20 protein-coding genes are annotated in these 16,455 nt (G+C 52.9%); all 20 read left to right on the top strand.

Going from position 1 to position 16,455, the window contains the following annotated elements:
- Positions 1-442: 442 nt before the first annotated feature.
- The 20 genes from ACZ6J2_RS03450 (at position 443) to ACZ6J2_RS03355 (ending at position 16,449) form a co-directional block, all read left to right on the top strand.
- A complete protein-coding gene (locus ACZ6J2_RS03450; RefSeq protein WP_471724806.1) occupies positions 443-1,429 on the top strand; it encodes a terminase small subunit in 987 nt (328 codons plus the stop codon).
- Positions 1,407-2,714, top strand: a complete 1,308-nt coding sequence (locus ACZ6J2_RS03445; RefSeq protein WP_047647971.1) for a terminase large subunit domain-containing protein — start codon at positions 1,407-1,409, stop codon at positions 2,712-2,714. The genes ACZ6J2_RS03450 and ACZ6J2_RS03445 overlap by 23 nt, the downstream gene beginning before the upstream one ends.
- A gap of 1 nt (position 2,715) precedes the next feature.
- Positions 2,716-4,104, top strand: coding sequence for a DUF4055 domain-containing protein (locus ACZ6J2_RS03440; protein ID WP_126328671.1), 1,389 nt, complete (start codon positions 2,716-2,718; stop codon positions 4,102-4,104).
- A 1-nt stretch (position 4,105) separates the two neighbouring features.
- Complete coding sequence (locus tag ACZ6J2_RS03435; protein ID WP_471724804.1) at positions 4,106-5,203, top strand: phage minor head protein; 1,098 nt, start codon at positions 4,106-4,108, stop codon at positions 5,201-5,203.
- Between the two features lie 80 nt (positions 5,204-5,283).
- Entirely contained in the window at positions 5,284-6,054 is a 771-nt protein-coding gene (locus ACZ6J2_RS03430; RefSeq protein ID WP_127731143.1) for a hypothetical protein, read from the top strand.
- 11 nt (positions 6,055-6,065) lie between these two features.
- A complete protein-coding gene (locus tag ACZ6J2_RS03425; RefSeq protein ID WP_471724802.1) occupies positions 6,066-7,019 on the top strand; it encodes a major capsid protein in 954 nt (317 codons plus the stop codon).
- Positions 6,944-7,300 (top strand): Ig-like domain-containing protein, encoded by a 357-nt coding sequence (locus tag ACZ6J2_RS03420; protein WP_471725062.1) that lies wholly within the window; start codon positions 6,944-6,946, stop codon positions 7,298-7,300. The genes ACZ6J2_RS03425 and ACZ6J2_RS03420 overlap by 76 nt, the downstream gene beginning before the upstream one ends.
- 36 nt (positions 7,301-7,336) lie before the next feature.
- Positions 7,337-7,819: a DnaT-like ssDNA-binding protein gene (locus tag ACZ6J2_RS03415; RefSeq protein WP_471724800.1), complete on the top strand. Its 483-nt coding sequence runs from the start codon at positions 7,337-7,339 to the stop codon at positions 7,817-7,819.
- Entirely contained in the window at positions 7,819-8,169 is a 351-nt protein-coding gene (locus ACZ6J2_RS03410; RefSeq protein ID WP_471724798.1) for a hypothetical protein, read from the top strand. Before ACZ6J2_RS03415 ends, ACZ6J2_RS03410 begins: the two co-directional genes overlap by 1 nt.
- A gap of 1 nt (position 8,170) precedes the next feature.
- A complete protein-coding gene (locus ACZ6J2_RS03405; RefSeq protein ID WP_471724797.1) occupies positions 8,171-8,755 on the top strand; it encodes a hypothetical protein in 585 nt (194 codons plus the stop codon).
- On the top strand, positions 8,752-9,162 hold the full coding sequence (locus ACZ6J2_RS03400) for a DUF4128 domain-containing protein (RefSeq protein WP_143347128.1): 411 nt from the start codon (positions 8,752-8,754) through the stop codon (positions 9,160-9,162). The genes ACZ6J2_RS03405 and ACZ6J2_RS03400 overlap by 4 nt, the downstream gene beginning before the upstream one ends.
- Before the next feature lie 66 nt (positions 9,163-9,228).
- Positions 9,229-9,900: a phage tail protein gene (locus ACZ6J2_RS03395; RefSeq protein WP_143347127.1), complete on the top strand. Its 672-nt coding sequence runs from the start codon at positions 9,229-9,231 to the stop codon at positions 9,898-9,900.
- A gap of 63 nt (positions 9,901-9,963) precedes the next feature.
- Positions 9,964-10,275 carry a phage tail assembly chaperone gene (locus tag ACZ6J2_RS03390; RefSeq protein WP_143347125.1) on the top strand — a complete coding sequence of 104 codons (312 nt, stop codon included), beginning with the start codon at positions 9,964-9,966 and terminating at the stop codon, positions 10,273-10,275.
- Complete coding sequence (locus ACZ6J2_RS03385; RefSeq protein ID WP_320338427.1) at positions 10,167-10,583, top strand: DUF1799 domain-containing protein; 417 nt, start codon at positions 10,167-10,169, stop codon at positions 10,581-10,583. Before ACZ6J2_RS03390 ends, ACZ6J2_RS03385 begins: the two co-directional genes overlap by 109 nt.
- The gene (locus ACZ6J2_RS03380; protein WP_471724795.1) at positions 10,583-13,495 is read left to right on the top strand and encodes a phage tail tape measure protein; all 2,913 of its coding nucleotides are present in this window, start codon (positions 10,583-10,585) and stop codon (positions 13,493-13,495) included. Before ACZ6J2_RS03385 ends, ACZ6J2_RS03380 begins: the two co-directional genes overlap by 1 nt.
- A gap of 119 nt (positions 13,496-13,614) precedes the next feature.
- Positions 13,615-13,971 carry a hypothetical protein gene (locus tag ACZ6J2_RS03375; RefSeq protein WP_047652153.1) on the top strand — a complete coding sequence of 119 codons (357 nt, stop codon included), beginning with the start codon at positions 13,615-13,617 and terminating at the stop codon, positions 13,969-13,971.
- A gap of 64 nt (positions 13,972-14,035) precedes the next feature.
- Positions 14,036-14,383, top strand: coding sequence for a phage tail protein (locus ACZ6J2_RS03370; protein ID WP_126327716.1), 348 nt, complete (start codon positions 14,036-14,038; stop codon positions 14,381-14,383).
- Complete coding sequence (locus ACZ6J2_RS03365) at positions 14,380-15,135, top strand: phage minor tail protein L (RefSeq protein WP_471724794.1); 756 nt, start codon at positions 14,380-14,382, stop codon at positions 15,133-15,135. The genes ACZ6J2_RS03370 and ACZ6J2_RS03365 overlap by 4 nt, the downstream gene beginning before the upstream one ends.
- A 1-nt stretch (position 15,136) precedes the next feature.
- Positions 15,137-15,859: a C40 family peptidase gene (locus ACZ6J2_RS03360; protein ID WP_471724793.1), complete on the top strand. Its 723-nt coding sequence runs from the start codon at positions 15,137-15,139 to the stop codon at positions 15,857-15,859.
- Positions 15,859-16,449 carry a tail assembly protein gene (locus ACZ6J2_RS03355; RefSeq protein WP_046092069.1) on the top strand — a complete coding sequence of 197 codons (591 nt, stop codon included), beginning with the start codon at positions 15,859-15,861 and terminating at the stop codon, positions 16,447-16,449. Before ACZ6J2_RS03360 ends, ACZ6J2_RS03355 begins: the two co-directional genes overlap by 1 nt.
- Positions 16,450-16,455: the final 6 nt, after the last annotated feature.

The raw sequence follows: 16,455 nt of genomic DNA, 5'->3' as shown, positions 1-16,455 counted from the left end.
GCTTCAAACTGTAATCCACCAGTTTGAAGCTTCAAAACACAAATCAATCGCCACTCAGTGTGTTGGTCGCTCACATCGCACCCTCGTTTCGCTTAACTTTAGCGATGAATTCCTCTGTGATTGATAGACCCGCTATGATTTCCGAATTTAAGACAGAAGCACCAAATTTGCTTACGAGGTCAAGAAGAGTTTCATATGTCTGGATGAGTTCCATTAGATCGGAAATCACTAATTGATCATGCTCAGTGCGCAAATGAGACCGGGCAGAGGCTTGATGCACTATCCACTCGAGATTGGCCTTGATTTTATGTACGTCATCATAGTTATACATATTTCATAAACTTAAATCCTCATTTCAAGATTTCTTTGAGAAAAATACTTCATTGCTTCAAATACTGAAGCTGTGAGTGACGTCTAAAGTTCATTCAGTTTAGAGGTAACAATGGCTAAGCCGGACTGGGGCGAGCTGCAGAAGCGGTTCCTGTCTGATCACGCTGCTACTGGCATATCCCCTAAGGAATGGTGCGAGGCGCATAATCTTAATTATGTAACTGCTCGCCGCTATATCAAGAAAACTGCTGCGCAAAATACAAAAATTTACCCACGAAAGATAGTGCGCACTGCGCAGAAAGATAAAAGCGCAGAAGAGCTGGTGGACATAAAGCTAAGCGCGAAGGTAAAGCGCTTTATTGCTGAATATCTGAAGGACAATAACGCCACGGCCGCCGCTGCGCGTGCTGGTTATAGTGACCCAAACTACGGTCGTCAGCTCATAGCGAATCCTAACGTTGCGCAGGCTATTGCGCAGCAGCAAAAAGCGTCCATTGCACGCACGCTTGGCAGTGCCGATGAAGTCCTCGCGCAGATGTGGCAGCTCGCCACCTTCGATGCAAACCAGCTTTCGCAGTATCGTCGTGGCGCGTGTCGTTACTGTTGGGGTTTCGGCCATCAATACCAGTGGCGCGATATGGTGGAGTTCGAAGAGAAGCGGCTGGAAGCTAGAGAACGCAATAAGCACGAGCCCGTCGATGTCGGTGGTTACGGTTACGACCACAATCGAGAACCAAACCCCGAATGCCCGCGCTGCAACGGCGATGGTATTGGCCAGCCTTATTTCCCCGATACGCGCAAACTCCCTCAAGTCTCACGGCTCGCATACTCCGGCATTAAGGTCGGCAAGAATGGCGTCGAGATAACCGCAATCAGCCGTGAGCGCATGTTCGAAGCGGTCATGAAGCGCCTTGGCCTTGCTGATAGCGAGTTCGCGCAGCGCCTGCAGCAGATTGAAATCGAGCGCCGGCAGCTGGAGGTAGAAAAGCTTCGTAAAGAGTTGGCCGGTGATGGTGAGGACGATGAACCAACCCCAGTGCAGATCAATATCAACGTAGTGGATGCGAGGGCAGACGATGGGGATCAGCCCGACACTTAACATTCCTCAGGCGCGCTTCCTCGCGATGCAGCACAAATTCAAAGCCTACGTTGCTGGGTTCGGTTCCGGTAAGACGTGGGTGGGTTGTGGGGGCATCTGCAAAGGGATGTGGGAGCATCCTAAAATCAACCAGGGTTATTTCGCGCCGACGTACCCGCAGATTCGTGACATCTTCTACCCGACGATAGAGGAGGTGGCCTTTGACTGGGGGCTGAGCGTCAAAATCAACGAGGGGAACAAAGAGGTTCACTTCTACGAGGGGCGGTGCTACCGCGGGACAACCATCTGCCGCTCGATGGAGAAGCCCGGCTCGATAGTCGGCTTCAAAATTGGTAATGCGATGGTGGATGAGCTGGACGTTATGGCGGCTGCCAAAGCGCAGCAGGCCTGGCGAAAAATCATCGCCCGTATGCGTTACAACATTCCCGGTCTGAGAAATGGAATTGACGTTACGACAACGCCGGAAGGCTTCAAATTCGTCTACCAGCAGTTCGTGAAGGCTGTGCGTGAAAAACCAGAGCTTGCGGCGCTGTATGGACTGATTCAGGCCAGCACGTTCGACAATGCGAAGAATCTACCGCCTGATTACATTCCATCGCTGCTTAGTTCTTACCCTGACGAACTGATTCAGGCCTATCTGCGCGGGAAGTTCACGAACCTTAATAGCGGGACCATTTACCACACGTTCAACCGCAAGCTAAATAACTGTTCTGACGAAATTCAGGATGGGGATCCGCTGTTCATCGGTATGGACTTTAACGTAGGAAAAATGGCCGCGATTGTTCACGTAAAGCGTAACGGCCTGCCGCGTGCGGTACGTGAGTTAGTGAAGGTCTACGACACGCCGGCGATGATTAAGCGCATTCAGGAAGAGTTCTGGCGCTATGAGGACGGTCGCTACGTGAAGAGCCGGGAGATTTATATCTATCCGGATGCCTCTGGCGACTCCCGCAAATCGCAGAATGCCAGCAAGACCGATATTGCTCAGCTTAACGATGCCGGATTCAGCGTCATTGTTGATGATGCCAACCCGCCAGTTAAGGACCGTATCAACTCAATGAACGCCATGTTCTGTAACGCCAACGGCGAACGCCGCTATCTGGTGAATGTCCAGAACTGCCCGGTTTACACCGAGAGCCTCGAGCAGCAAATCTGGGCGGCAAATGGAGAACCGGATAAATCAGCAGATAACGATCACCCCAATGATGCTGGTGGGTACTTCATCGTGAAGGATTATCCGATCGTGAAGCCGGCATACTCAATCACAATGGACACAACTTTCTGATATGGCAAACGACGATATCACCTGGGTTCGACCAGAACACCGGGCGGCTTCTGCTGCCTGGCGGAAATACAGGGACTTCTGCAAAGGAGCTGAGGCCGTAAAGGCGGCGGGTAATAAATATCTGCCTTATCTCGACCCAACCGATAAATCCACGCGTAACCGCAAACGCAACGAAGATTATCTGAGCCGAGCGGTGTTCTACGCCATTGCCGGTAATACGAAGATCGGCATGCTTGGGATGGCGTATCGCAAGGACCCCACGTTTAACGGTCCTGAGAAGCTGAAGTACCTGTTGGACAATGCTGACGGGGCCGGAACCAGCATCTATCAGCAGTCACAGCGGGTGGCTGAGAACGTGCTGGAAGTTGCGCGTGAGGGGCTTTATGTCGATTACGCTGAAGCCTCCGATGAGGCGATCATCCTCCGCTATCCGGCAGAGAACATCATTAACTGGCGAACAAAGCGAATTAACGGACGCGATCAACTGGTGCTGGTGGTCCTGCGTGAATGCGTAGAAGAGCCGGATGGTTACGCTTACAAGGATGAAATCCAGTACCGCGAGCTGGCGCTGGAAGAAGAGCGGTTCATATGCCGCGTATGGCGCCGGGCTGGTGGCACTGCAAGCGGAACCTACACCGTTGACAGCGAATATCATCCGAAGCCTAAAGGAAAGGACTACTGGGATGAAATTCCGTTTACCTTCGTCGGCGCTCAGAACAACGATCCCACTATTGATGATTCACCGCTGGCTGCACTGGTGGAGATAAATCACGGTCATTACCGAAACAGTGCTGACTATGAGGACAGCGTGTGGTTCTGTGGCCAGGTGCAGCCGTACATGACTGGACTCGATACCGGCTGGCGCGATCACCTCGAGAAGAAGGGCGTGAAAATTGGTTCCCGATCACCGCTTTTGCTTCCCAAGGAGGGCTCGTTTGGTTATGCCCAGGCACAGCCGAACATGCTGGCTAAAGAGGCCATGGACAGCAAGCGCGACTACATGGTGCAGCTGGGCGCCCGACTGATTGAGCAGAACGCCACGGCGAAGACTGCGACGCAGGCGAGCGGTGAGCAAACATCATCAACATCGGTGCTCGGTATCTGCGTCTCAAACGTTTCTGAGGCCTATACGCTGGCGCTGGGATGGTGTGCGAAATACCTCGGCATCAAGGGCGAATCGACGAGCTATACAATCAACCAGGAATTCATTGCGAAGGTTGCTGAGTCGGGCATGGTGACGGCAATCGTCAACGCCTGGCAGTCCGGTGCGCTGCGAGATAGCGATATGATTCGCGCGCTGCAGAAGCTTGATCTCATTGACCCGGCCGACAGCCCGGACGAGGTTATTGATGCGCTTCACAATCAGGCGCCAACGTTGACGGGAGGCTGATATGCCCACCATTAACGAAAGCCTGCGTGATGAATCGATCACACATTCCGTCTGGTTAACCCGCTACGCCACCGGCGTGGCAAACCGGATGGTGAAGTTGCTTAACGAGACGGATGCTGACTTGTCGGCACGTCTACTGGATGCGCTGGACAGATTGCCTCCTGAGAGCTTCACCGTTAGCCGTCTGCAGAGTTTACTGGGCAGCGTGCGTGAGCTTAACCATCAGGCCGTAGCCACCATGCAGGCAGGGCTCGAGAGTGAGCTGGTGGCACTGGCAAAGAACGAAGCCAGTTATCAGCTGAGCCTGTTTGATTCCCTTCTGCCATCACAGGTCTTGTCTCACTATCCGTTGCAGGGCATCACCGCCGATATGGTGTATGCCGCGGCGATGGCGCAACCCTTTCAGGGTCGGCTGCTGAGTGAGTGGGCGGAGAATCTGGAATCGGACAGGCTGGCGCGTATCGTGAACGCCGTCCGCAGGGGTTATCTTGCTGGCGACACGGTAGAAACTATCGCGCGCAATGTTCGTGGCCATGCCAACAAAGACTATCGCGACGGGGCGCTGCAGATGAGCAGGGCAAACGCCGCCAGCATCGCTAAAACAGCTGTGAATCATCTGGCTGCCACAGCGCGCAACAGCTTCACCAGTGCCAACAGCGATATCGTGAAAGGCAAACAGTGGCTGTCTACGCTGGACAATAAAACCAGCCACGACTGCATTATTCGTGACCTGCTGCGTTACACCCTGGATAACAAACCGGTCGGGCATAAGGTGCCTTACCTACAGGGACCCGGGAAGATTCATTTTTGCTGTCGTTCTACTGAAACCCTGATTCTCAAGTCCTGGCGCGAACTCGGCATTCATATTGATGAGATGGACGAGGGGAGTCGTGCCAGCATGGATGGACAGGTACCGGCTAAAACCACGTATCTGGAATGGCTCGAGCGTCAGCCAGCTCAACGGCAGGATCAGGTTCTGGGTGCCGAGCGTGGCCGTCTGTTCCGAGCCGGTGAAATCAACCTGGCTGATATGTTCACTGACAAAGGCGAATGGATATCCCTGGAACGTCTGAAGCAACTCTCAGGCACTGACAACTAACAACCACTTCTTACTTCACGCCCTGGCATCCGCCGGGGCTTTTTTATGGGCGAGGCCCGGCAAAATCCCGAGGGGAAAATATGTTAATTCGAAACATGCTTCTGAAATTCTATGCACCAGAAAGCGGCGGCGAGGGCAGCGGCGGCGGTGGTATCGAAATCACCCCAGAAATCCAGAAGCTGATTGATGAGCGCGTGACCAACGAAGTCACTGGCCTGAAATCGAAAAACTCTGAGCTGCTGGGTACCATTAAGCAGCAAAAAGAACACCTGTCTCGCTTTGATGGTATCGATCCTGATGCAGTGCGCGGGATCCTCCAGCGTTTTTCCGACGACGAAGAGGCAAAGCTGATTGCCGCCGGAAAAATCGATGAGGTGCTCGATAAGCGCACCGAGCGTCTGCGTGCTGACGTTGATAAGCAGATTAAAGCCGCAAATGAACGCGCGGACAAAGCCGAAGCGTTCTCCAACAAATTCCGGGATCGAGTTCTGGGGGATGCAATCCGTGCAGCAGCCTCAAAAGCTGGCGCGCTGCCGGAAGCATCCGACGATCTGATTCTGCGTGCCAAAGGCACATTCCAGCTCAACGACGAAGGCGAGGCCGTAGCAGTTGATGCAAATGGCGATGTTCTGTTCGGTAAAGACGGCAAAACTCCACTAAGCCCGCTTGAGTGGGCGGAGTCTCTTAAGGAGACGGCTCCGCATCTTTTCCCACGCGCAGAAGGCACCGGCGCGGGCGGACACAAACCAAACGGCGGTGGCAGCCTGAAACGTTCCGAAATGAGCGCCAGCGACAAAGCGGACTACATCCGCAAGCATGGCCAGCAGGCCTTCCTCAAACTTCCGAAATAAGGGATTAACCCATGCCTACCACTGTTAATAGTGACCTGATCATTTATGACGATCTGGCGCAGACCGCTTTCCTCGAGCGCCGCCAGGACAACCTGGCAATTTTCAACGCGTCCTCCAACGGAGCGATCCTCCTGGATAACGAGCTGATTGAAGGCGACTTCCGCAAGCGTGCCTTCTACAAGGTTGGCGGCTCAATCGAATCGCGTGACGTTAACTCCACCGAAAAAGTGACGGGTAAGAAGATTGGCGCCGGTGAAGCGGTATCCGTCAAAGCACCGTGGAAATACGGCCCGTACGAAACCACGGAAGAAGCCTTTAAACGCCGTGGACGCTCTGTTGATGAGTTCTCCGAAGTGATCGGCGTTGATGTCGCTGATGCCACGCTGGAAGGCTACGTGAAATACGGCCTGAAAGCGCTGACTGCGGCGATTGGTGCTAACGCCGACATGGTTGTAACCGCCGACATTGAGACCGACGGTAAAAAGACCCTGACGCGCGGCCTGCGCAAATACGGGGACAAGTTTAACCGCGTGGTCCTGTTCGTGATGCACTCTGCCACCTACTTCGACATTGTTGATGAGGCGATCGCCAACAAAATCTACGAAGAAGCGGGCGTGGTGGTTTACGGCGGGCAGCCAGGCACGCTGGGTAAACCTGTGCTGGTGACCGACACCATGGACGCTGATGCGATCCTTGGGCTGGTAGCTGGAGCTGTTACCGTCACTGAGTCACAGGCGCCGGGGTTCCGTTCCTACGACATCAACGATCAGGAAAACCTTGCGGTTGGCTATCGCGCTGAAGGTGTGGTGAACGTTGATCTGCTGGGCTACAGCTGGGATACCGCCAAAGGCGACAACCCGGACCTGACCAAAATCGGCACTGCAGGTAACTGGAAGAAGCACTTCACCAGCAACAAATCAACGGCAGGCGTGCTGATCAAACTGGGATCCGCAGCGGGGGAGTAACGCTGTCAGCGGATAAAACCTCCGCAACCGCTGACAGCACCGATGCGGTCACCATTTCCCTTAAGTACGCGCTAAACGGCGCAGGTGTTTCCGGCAAAACTGTTGCCTGGAATTCAACCGGCGGCACGCTCAGCACTGCCAGTTCTCAGACCGGTTCTGCTGGTGGGGCGACGGTCAAACTTACCTCTGATACAGCAGGTAATTTCACAGTCACTGGTACCGTTGATGGTATTGCTAAATCGAGTGAGGAAATCACCTTCACCGCGCCTGCTGCAGGCTAACTGATGGGGCGTAAGCCCCATTCAACGGATGCTCAGATGATTAATACTGATATCACCGCCGCTGACGTTAACAGTTACGCCAGCGAAGATGAACTGGCGTCATTTGCCGCGCTGAGAGGGATTGAGCTGCCTGAAAAGCTCGCGCCGTTACTGATTAAGGCGATGGACTATCTGGAAGGGCTTGATTGGGTAGGTTCCAAAGCAGACCCTCGACAGCCGCTGGCATGGCCACGCGTGAATGTCGTTCTGGATGAACATGATTTCCCACCGGATGAAGTACCACGGCAGGTTATAACCGCGCAGTGCATGCTGGCGGTAGAGGCAATCGACGGCGATTTACTCTCCAGCGTGCGCGAAGCCGCTGTGAAAACCGAACGTGTCGAAGGCGCCGTAACCATGACCTATGCGGTTGCCGATGGTGAGGTGTTCACACCATCCTACCCGGCGGTAATGGCTATTCTCGGCGACCTGGCTGGTGGGCGTGGATATGCAATCAATGCTTTCGCGGAGCGTGCGTAATGGCCATCAACTATCAGCGAATGCAGACGACAACGACTCGTATGCTCAAGCAGAACGGCATTGCATACAACGTCACGCGTAAGGGCACGTTAATCGTCATCGGTGGTGTAGAGCATCGTTCCGATGATATCCAGTTCACCGCCACAGGAGTGAAGACGGATTACTCGCCAGGTGAAATTGACGGAACCGTCATTGAAAACGGCGATGTTCGGATTGTCTTCAGTGCTGAGAAGGACATTAAAACCGGCGATCTGATCGACGTGGACGGCGTAAGCCACCGCGTAGTTAAACCAAACCCCGTGAAACCGGGCGCTGTGGTGCTCTGCTACAAAGCTCAGTTGAGGGCATAACATGGACGATAATAAGGCGTTCACGGCTGCCATCACCGCGTTCGTGGACAAAGCCAAAGCGAATCAGGAAGCGGTCGTACGTGCTGTCGGCATTCGGATCCTTAATCAACTGGTGATGATGTCACCTGTCGGCAACCCCGAACTCTGGGGCATCAACCAGACGGCAGCCTCTTACAATCAGGCGGTATACGACCATAGCGAAGCGCAAAAATCGGACCCTGCCAACCTGACTAAAACCGGACGACTTAAAAAGAAGGCTCGACTGGTTGATGGGATGGATATCAAAGCACCGCCGGGGTATACGGGCGGACGCTTTCGCGGTAACTGGCAGGTGTCTTTTGATGCACCGACCACAGATGAAATGGGACGTGTAGATAAAACCGGAAATCTGACAAAAGCCGCAGGGAATTACACGCTGTCGCTCTTCAAAGTCGGGATGAAGGCCATTTATTTCTGCAACAACGTGCCCTATGCCTACCCGCTTGAAATGGGGCATTCCACACAGGCTCCGGGCGGTATGGTCCGCATAACTGCAGCTGAGTTTCAACGCTTCTTTGAGGAAGCTGTCAGGGAGGTGACTAAGTGATTCCTGATATTGCATCTGCACTGGCCGCCAGATTGGGTGCCTGGGCCGATGCCGAGGGCATTTCGGTTGCATGGGAGAACGTGCCGTTCACACCTCCTGCTAACGAGATGTACCTGGCCGTTCACGATATGCCCGTTACGCCGCGAACAATCGATCTCGGATTGCGCTGCCGGACTTATTCAGGCGTGTACCAGATTAATGTCGTGGCGCCAGCCGGCTCCGGCCGTACCTCCGTCGTTGCTCTGGCTGACCGCGTGGCTGAATTGTTCCCCGAGGGGCAGGAGATTGAAGGCAGGGGTTTTACATGCTGGATAGATCAAACGCCTGGTGTTTTCCGCGGTATCACTACATCTGTCTCTTATACCGTTCCCGTTAGTCTCAATTATCGAGCTGATATCTCCAGCTAATCCTCACAACCTACTAAACCTGACCGGCTCTTTGCCGGTTTTCCCGTTTCTAAAGGAGTAACCAATATGGGCTTTGCATTGCCTAATGGCGCCCACGTCTATCTGGCATCGGGCTATGGCCCAGCCATATCTTTCACCGGGGCGACGAACGCCGAAAATATGGTGATCACCGTGAGTGAAGCGGACGCACTCAAGGTGGGTGATATTGTTCATGTGAACTGCAACTGGTCCGGTGTTGATAACGTCATTGCAAAAATTGATGCGATTGCCGAAAGCGCCGTAACTCTTCGCAATATCAATACCACCAACAAAAACAAATATGCCGCTGGTGGCGGTACCGGTTCGATCCGCAAGGTTCTTGAATGGACCGAGCTGCCGCAAATTACTGAGGTGTCGAAATCTGGTGGCGATCAGAACACCACACAGATTCAGTTCCTGAGCGACGACCGCCAGCGAAACCTGAATACCTATAAATCCGCAGTCTCTCAGACCTACTCGATTGCTCACGACTCAACTCTCCCGGTATATCCGTTGCTGCGCCAACTGGACGAAGACGAAGAGACGATTGCGGCTTACATGTACGTGCCGAAGGCGAAGGAAAACCGTTACTGGGCGGCCACGGCGTCCTTTGACGATACGCCAACTACTGCAGTTAACGAGGTAGAGACAGTGAGTGTGGTGCTAAACCTGCAGTCACCGGCGATGACGTTCTACAAGGTGACTGACGCTGCCGCCTAGCCGTCAGAGCTTTCACTATTCCATGCCTCCCATTGTGGAGGCTTTTTTCAGTTAGAGGTATCGATGGCGACCAAATTTACTCTTCAGCCCAAACCAACATTTAAAGCCAATGTCTCGATCCCCCGAGCCGGCGATGAGGATGGTGTGCTGACCTTCACGTTTAATCACAAGCCACTCAAAGAACTTGCGGATCTGGAGAAAATGGATGGCAAAACCGCCACTGATTTTCTGATGGAAATCATTGCTGGCTGGGCACTTCCCGACGCATTCAACGCGGAAAACCTGTCGGTGCTGCTGGAGAACTATCCGGCGGCGATGAAGGCCATCCCGGAAACCTACTACCGCGAGCTGATGGGGCAGCGCGAAAAAAACTGATAGCGGTTGCCTCTGCGTTCTATACGCCTGAACCCACCGCGGCAGATCTGGCGCCTTACGGGCTTACGCCGGATGACTATGACGATAATTTCGTAGATGTCTGGCCCGATATCTGGCCTTCATTCCTGGTATTTCAGGCTGTCAGCACGCAATGGCGAACGGGAATGGGCGGCGCGTCCGGGCTCGACTATAACGTTTTGCCTTGGGTAATGCGTCTGCACAACGTCGACGACGAGGCAACCGCGCTTTCGGACATCCGGGTGATGGAAAGTGCTGCGCTAAAAATTATGCATAAAGAGAGGGCGTAATGAGTAACGATATCGCCACGATTTCCCTGCGTGTAAATACCAGTGAGCTGGAGCGCGGTAATCAGGCACTGGATCGCTTTCAGGAGACCGCGTCCGCCGCGGCAGGTAAAGCGGATGACCTGAACAGTACGTTCCGCACCGGTATCGACAACCAGAAGAAGAACAGCGAAAGCCTGAAGCAACAGCGCCAGGAGCTGCAGAACCTGTTGAATAAAATCAGCCCGGTCAACAAGGCGCTGGATGAACTGGACACGATCCAGGAGAGCCTGGCGAAGTTTCGCGGTAAAGGGCTGGTGGGAGACGAGGACTTTACTCGCTACAACAGCGTGCTTGAGACGACCCGAGCTAAACTGGCGCAGGTCATGGAGTCTGAGACCGCAGAGGGGCGGGCTCGCATTGAACAGGCACAGGCAGCGCAGCGTGCAGCGGCGGCGGGCAAAACCTTTATCGATTCGCTGGAAGAGCAGGTCACAGCAATCGGAAAAACGCGCGCAGAACTGTTAGAGCTAAAAGCAGCCCAACTTGGCGTGTCCGATCGTGCTGCACCGATGATCGCCCGACTGAAAGAGCAGGAGGAAGCGTGGAAGTCAGGAGCGATCAGCGCGGGGCAATACCGCAACGCGATGCGTTATCTACCAATGCAAATGACCGACATCGTAACTTCATTGGCGTCCGGTATGCCGGTTTATATGGTAGCCATTCAGCAGGGTGGCCAGCTGCGCGATTCGTTTGGCGGTGTAGGCAATGCTCTGAAAGCGATGTTATCGATGGTGACTCCTGCCCGAGTGGCCATTGGTGGCCTGGCCGGTGCTGTTCTGATTGCTGCAAAAGCGGGAGCGGACTACTTCACAGCCTACGACGAAATTAACAAGGCCATTATCAGGACTGGCAACATTGCAGGCACGTCAGCGCTCCAGATAATGGCTTCCTCCCAGTCGATTGCTGCCTCTACTGGCGCTACTGTAGAAACCGTTCAAAGTCTGATGACTGAACTGATTAGCATGGGATCGCTTACACAGCAGCAGCTTGAAAAAGTGGCAGGCTCTACGGCACTAGCAGTTCAAACCGGTATTGTTTCGGCGCAGGACATCACCAAGGCATATCAGGATATAGAAAAGGATCCGGTTAAAGCCCTTCAGAGTCTAAACGAACAATACAATTTCCTGACTGTTTCGCAGCTTAAGCACATTGATGAGCTGGTGAAACAGAAGGACCAGACCGCGGCCGTTACACAGGCTATGGACCTGTTTGGCGATACGATGGCAGAACGTGGAGAGCAGGCTTACGACTCGCTGACACCGTTTGGTCGCCTGTGGCTGGATATCAAAGACTGGGCGTCTGAGGCCATGCAGAATATCGGTCAGTGGGTAGCTGAGCTGGCATCAAACACACTGAAGGAATTCAACGCAATTTATTACAGCGTTGCGATAGTTTTCCAGAAACTGAACCAGATCATTTCTTCCTCTATCGCTGCCGCGATTAATCTCGTTCCTGACTGGGCGAAAACAGATACTCTGCAGGGATGGCAGGACTATAACGAACAAATGGCCGGTGCTTATGGCGACAGCGTTTCTCAGCTGAAAAAAGACTGGGATGCCGCAGACATTAGTGCAAGTAAATACCTTGATACCACCCGCAAGATAAAAACCGCGACCACACAGAAGGATCGAGAAGAAGTCGCTGCTTTTGGCAAAAAGTCGAAAACCGGAAAGCAGGGCACTATATCGGCTGGCGATCGCAGCACGGATGCTGCTCAGGCCGAGTTACTGGCGCTTCAGGCACAGTTACGCGCGCTGCAGCAGCATAAAGGGTTGAACGACACCATCAGCCAGCAGCGCAAAGATCTGTGGACGACTGAAGCGAAATTTCAGGTGCTGGAGGAGGCCTTGCGTTCACGTTCACTGACAAAGCAGGAACAATCCCTGCTGGCGAGTAAAGACCAGGCGCTGCAGTTAGCGCGGCAGAAAGCCCTGTTGGGTGATCAGATTTCCGCGCAGGAACTGCTGAACAAGCGCATGGATACCTCGCAGAAATACGTCACGCAGATGGCTGAGAAACAGGCCGCATTACTGGGTGGCGCGGGGATGAGTGACCGCCAGGCGCAGCGAGAGCTGGCAAAGAGCCAGCTCGCCGCCGGCTGGAAAAATTCAGGTGGTTCGCTGGATGATGGCGGATATAAGAAGCAGCTTAAAGCGGCGAATGATTACTATGATGCAGAGGACAGGTTGCGTGGCGACTGGTTGACCGGCGCGAAAAAGGGCTGGGCTGATTTCGAAGACAGCGCGACCAATGTCTACTCCCAGGTGCAGACGGTTACCAGCAACGCATTCACCGGCATGGCCAGCACCCTGACTGATTTCTTCACAACAGGTAAATCTAACTTCTCAGATTTCCTTTCCACTTTCCTCAAGGGCATCGCCCAGATGCTGACCCAACTGGCTCTGGTTAATGGAATGAAGTCAGCGTTTGGTGGAGCCGGTATCGGCGCGTTCTTTGGTTTCTCAGGTGGTGGTTTGGTCCCCGGTTTTGATGGAGGCGGCTACACGGGAGATGGCGGTAAATACCAACCGAAAGGCGTTGTACACGGCGGTGAGTTTGTGTTTACGAAGGAAGCGACAAGTGCATTAGGTGTTGGCAATCTCTATGCGCTTATGCGTGGAGCTCAGGGGTATGCAAACGGTGGTTATGTTGGCACAGCCCCAATGTATGGGCTGCAATCGAATGCAGCTGGCGGCGTAACCGTTCAAACTTCCGTGGTCGTTCAAAACCAGAACACTCACCAGCAGACTTCCGGCAATAACGATGCTATTTCTCGGGCTTACAAACAGACCATCGATCAGTCTGTTCGTACTGGAATTGCCAAACAGCTTCAGCCTGGTGGTCTAATCTGGAATGCGACGAGATCGAGATGATGAATAGTGACCGTTATTTGTTATATCCCTTTTTGGTAATCGTGCCATAAATAACCACCATCCGGGCATTTTGACTGGTATGATTATGTCACTGAAATTAATGGCTTAAGGGACACGAAATGGCTTCAGTTAAGGTGACGGCTCTATGGGTCGGGGATGAAAAATCGAGTATTTCATTCGTTTCTCCAGTTCTGAATGACAAAAAACTCAATTATGACAATGCTTCCTTCGGTTTTGGCGTTGTAGAAAACTACGAGGCATGGGGAGTCGAACGATACCCATTTGTAATGGAAGAATTTGGGAAAGGTTTAGCCCTTCTTGATTGGGGGTCAACAATCCACAAAAACATAGCCACAATTGATGTATTGGATGTCCCTCTAAATGTTGACGGCATCATTACATACAACGAAATTGACGAGAACGGATCGCAACGTGGGCCTTATGTCTACCGAATTTCGACTGTGGAATCGTTTTAATAATAAATAGGATCTCACGTGATTAACCCAGCCTTCGCTGGGTTTTTTTATGCCCGGAGGAAAGGTGGCGATCGAAACATTTACCTGGCGAACCCAGATTCAAGCGGGAATGGAAGGGGAGTTCACTTACGCAACACGCTCTGCATCCTTCGGAGACGGCTTTGAACAGATCGCCGGTGAAGGCATCAACCCTGAAAAACAGTCATGGCCGATGACCTTAACGGGAAAAAAGGCAGAGATGCTCGATGCGCTGAGTTTTTGCCGCAAGCACATAACAAAATCCTTTATCTGGACGTCTCCTGTTGGCGAAACCGGTTTATACCGGATTGAAGCTGATTCCATTAAAGCCCAGCCGCTATCCAGCAAAGTGATGACCATAAAAGCAACCTTCAAACAGGCATACGCACCATGATTACTGAAGATTATCAACGCCTCGAACCGGGTGAAAAAATACGTCTTCTTGAGGTAGACGGTTCTACGTTTGGTCTGGACGACGTTCTGCGCTTTCACGCTTATAACCTCCCGCATACTGAAGAAGAGATTACGGCGGCTGGTGGCGACGAATCAAAGTTAAAGGCGAAGAGTATCTGGTGGCAGGGCGAAGAGTATGGTGCCTGGCCATATAAGCTCGAGGGACTGGAAGCTTCAACCGATGGCAGTAGCGCCCAGCCGACGCTCACCGTTGCCAACATTGACAGTTCTATCACTGCGCTCTGTCTGGCATATGACGATATGCTGCAGGCCAAAGTTACGATTCATGAAACTTTTGCGCATTACCTGGATGAGCGCAATTTCCCGGATGGAAATCCCACAGCAGATCCTTTGCAGGTGAGAAAGCGGGTTTTCTATATCGACGGTAAAAATAGCGAGCTTCCAGGTGAAAGTATCGAGTTTGTTCTTACCAGCCCGATGGATCTGCAGGGATTGATGATTCCGACCAGACAGCTGCATTCACTTTGCACATGGTGCATCCGGAACAAGTACCGCACCGGCGATGGGTGCGATTATGCCGGCACGCTTTACTTCGACAAAAACAACAATCCGGTAAGCGATCCCTCATTGGATGAATGCAACGGCACGCTCACCGCCTGCAAGCTTCGGTTTGGCGAACACAATGAACTTCCTTTCGGTGGTTTTCCGGGAACATCTTTGATCAGGAGTTAACATGCGTCAGAAAACAATTCAGGCCATCCTGGCGCATGCAGCGAAAGAATATCCCCACGAATGCTGCGGCGTGATAGCACAGAAAAGCCGGGTGGAACGCTATTTCCCTTGCCGTAATCTGGCTGCTGAACCAACGGAACAGTTTCACCTTTCACCAGAGGATTACGCCGCTGCTGAAGACTGGGGGATGATAACGGGAATCGTACATAGTCACCCTGACGCGACGACCCAACCAAGCGAACTGGACAAGGCTCAATGCGATGCAACGTTGCTGCCCTGGTATATTGTCAGTTGGCCTGAAGGAGACTTTCGTACCATTACTCCCCGAGGTGAATTGCCGTTGCTCGGGCGCCCGTTTGTGCTGGGACACTACGACTGTTGGGGGCTGGTGATGAGCTATTTCCGGCAGGAGCATGATGTCGAACTTCAGGATTACCGTGTTGATTATCCGTGGTGGGAGGACTCCTATCCGGATAATTTCTATCAGGATTGCTGGTACGAATGTGGGTTCCGAGAATTCAGTGGATCACCAATGCCGGGCGATTTGATCATCATGCAGGTGGAATCGAATAAGTGGAACCATTCAGGGATCTTGCTGGAGGGGAACATGCTTCTTCATCATCTTTATGATCACCTCAGCCAACGTGTGCCATATGGAGGTTACTGGATGGAGAGAACCATGAAAATTGTCAGGCATAAAAGCCTAATCATGCAGGAGGGATAATGTGCGAATCCGTCCGTACTGTTCGTCTATATGGTGTTTTGGGTACTACGTTTGGCCGCGAATTCCAACTTTCGGTAGCCTCACCAAAAGAAGCCATCCGCGCATTGTGCGTTATCGTGCCAGGCTTTGAGCGGTTTTTGAATACCAGCAAGCAGCGTGGGCTTACTTACGCTGTATTCAGTGGAAAGCGTAACCTGAACGATGACGAACTCTCTATGGATCAGAGTAGTGCTGATATCCGTATTGCTCCGGTTATCCTCGGGAGTAAACGTGGTGGAGTATTCCAGACCATCTTAGGCGTGGCTTTGGTCGCAGTTGGTGCTGTGGCGTCATACTTTGGCGGTGGTGCTGTCGGCGTTCCTCTAATGCAATTTGGCGCTGCGATGGCCCTTGGCGGTGTCGTTCAAATGCTTTCTCCACAGACAACCGGACTTGCCAGCAAGCAATCGGCAGACAACAAGGCTAGTTATGCCTTTGGTGGAGTAACAAATACGACAGCTCAGGGCAATCCGGTACCGCTCTTGTACGGACGGCGCCGTATAGGTGGCGCGATCATCTCCGCCGGTATCTATGTTGAAGATCAGCAGTAAGCATGC

This window comes from Enterobacter sp. E14S (assembly GCF_055666685.1).
The sequence above is the reverse complement of the archived record's forward strand: the minus strand, read 5'-3'. Positions and strand labels throughout refer to the sequence as shown.

Excerpts from the sequence above, each read along its gene's own strand:
- ACZ6J2_RS03450 (WP_471724806.1), top strand. The coding sequence starts at position 443 with ATGGCTAAGCCGGACTGGGGCGAGCTGCAGAAGCGGTTCCTGTCTGAT.
- ACZ6J2_RS03445 (WP_047647971.1), top strand. The coding sequence starts at position 1,407 with ATGGGGATCAGCCCGACACTTAACATTCCTCAGGCGCGCTTCCTCGCG.
- ACZ6J2_RS03440 (WP_126328671.1), top strand. The coding sequence starts at position 2,716 with ATGGCAAACGACGATATCACCTGGGTTCGACCAGAACACCGGGCGGCT.
- ACZ6J2_RS03435 (WP_471724804.1), top strand. The coding sequence starts at position 4,106 with ATGCCCACCATTAACGAAAGCCTGCGTGATGAATCGATCACACATTCC.
- ACZ6J2_RS03430 (WP_127731143.1), top strand. The coding sequence starts at position 5,284 with ATGTTAATTCGAAACATGCTTCTGAAATTCTATGCACCAGAAAGCGGC.
- ACZ6J2_RS03425 (WP_471724802.1), top strand. The coding sequence starts at position 6,066 with ATGCCTACCACTGTTAATAGTGACCTGATCATTTATGACGATCTGGCG.
- ACZ6J2_RS03415 (WP_471724800.1), top strand. The coding sequence starts at position 7,337 with ATGATTAATACTGATATCACCGCCGCTGACGTTAACAGTTACGCCAGC.
- ACZ6J2_RS03410 (WP_471724798.1), top strand. The coding sequence starts at position 7,819 with ATGGCCATCAACTATCAGCGAATGCAGACGACAACGACTCGTATGCTC.
- ACZ6J2_RS03405 (WP_471724797.1), top strand. The coding sequence starts at position 8,171 with ATGGACGATAATAAGGCGTTCACGGCTGCCATCACCGCGTTCGTGGAC.
- ACZ6J2_RS03395 (WP_143347127.1), top strand. The coding sequence starts at position 9,229 with ATGGGCTTTGCATTGCCTAATGGCGCCCACGTCTATCTGGCATCGGGC.
- ACZ6J2_RS03390 (WP_143347125.1), top strand. The coding sequence starts at position 9,964 with ATGGCGACCAAATTTACTCTTCAGCCCAAACCAACATTTAAAGCCAAT.
- ACZ6J2_RS03380 (WP_471724795.1), top strand. The coding sequence starts at position 10,583 with ATGAGTAACGATATCGCCACGATTTCCCTGCGTGTAAATACCAGTGAG.
- ACZ6J2_RS03375 (WP_047652153.1), top strand. The coding sequence starts at position 13,615 with ATGGCTTCAGTTAAGGTGACGGCTCTATGGGTCGGGGATGAAAAATCG.
- ACZ6J2_RS03365 (WP_471724794.1), top strand. The coding sequence starts at position 14,380 with ATGATTACTGAAGATTATCAACGCCTCGAACCGGGTGAAAAAATACGT.
- ACZ6J2_RS03360 (WP_471724793.1), top strand. The coding sequence starts at position 15,137 with ATGCGTCAGAAAACAATTCAGGCCATCCTGGCGCATGCAGCGAAAGAA.
- ACZ6J2_RS03355 (WP_046092069.1), top strand. The coding sequence starts at position 15,859 with ATGTGCGAATCCGTCCGTACTGTTCGTCTATATGGTGTTTTGGGTACT.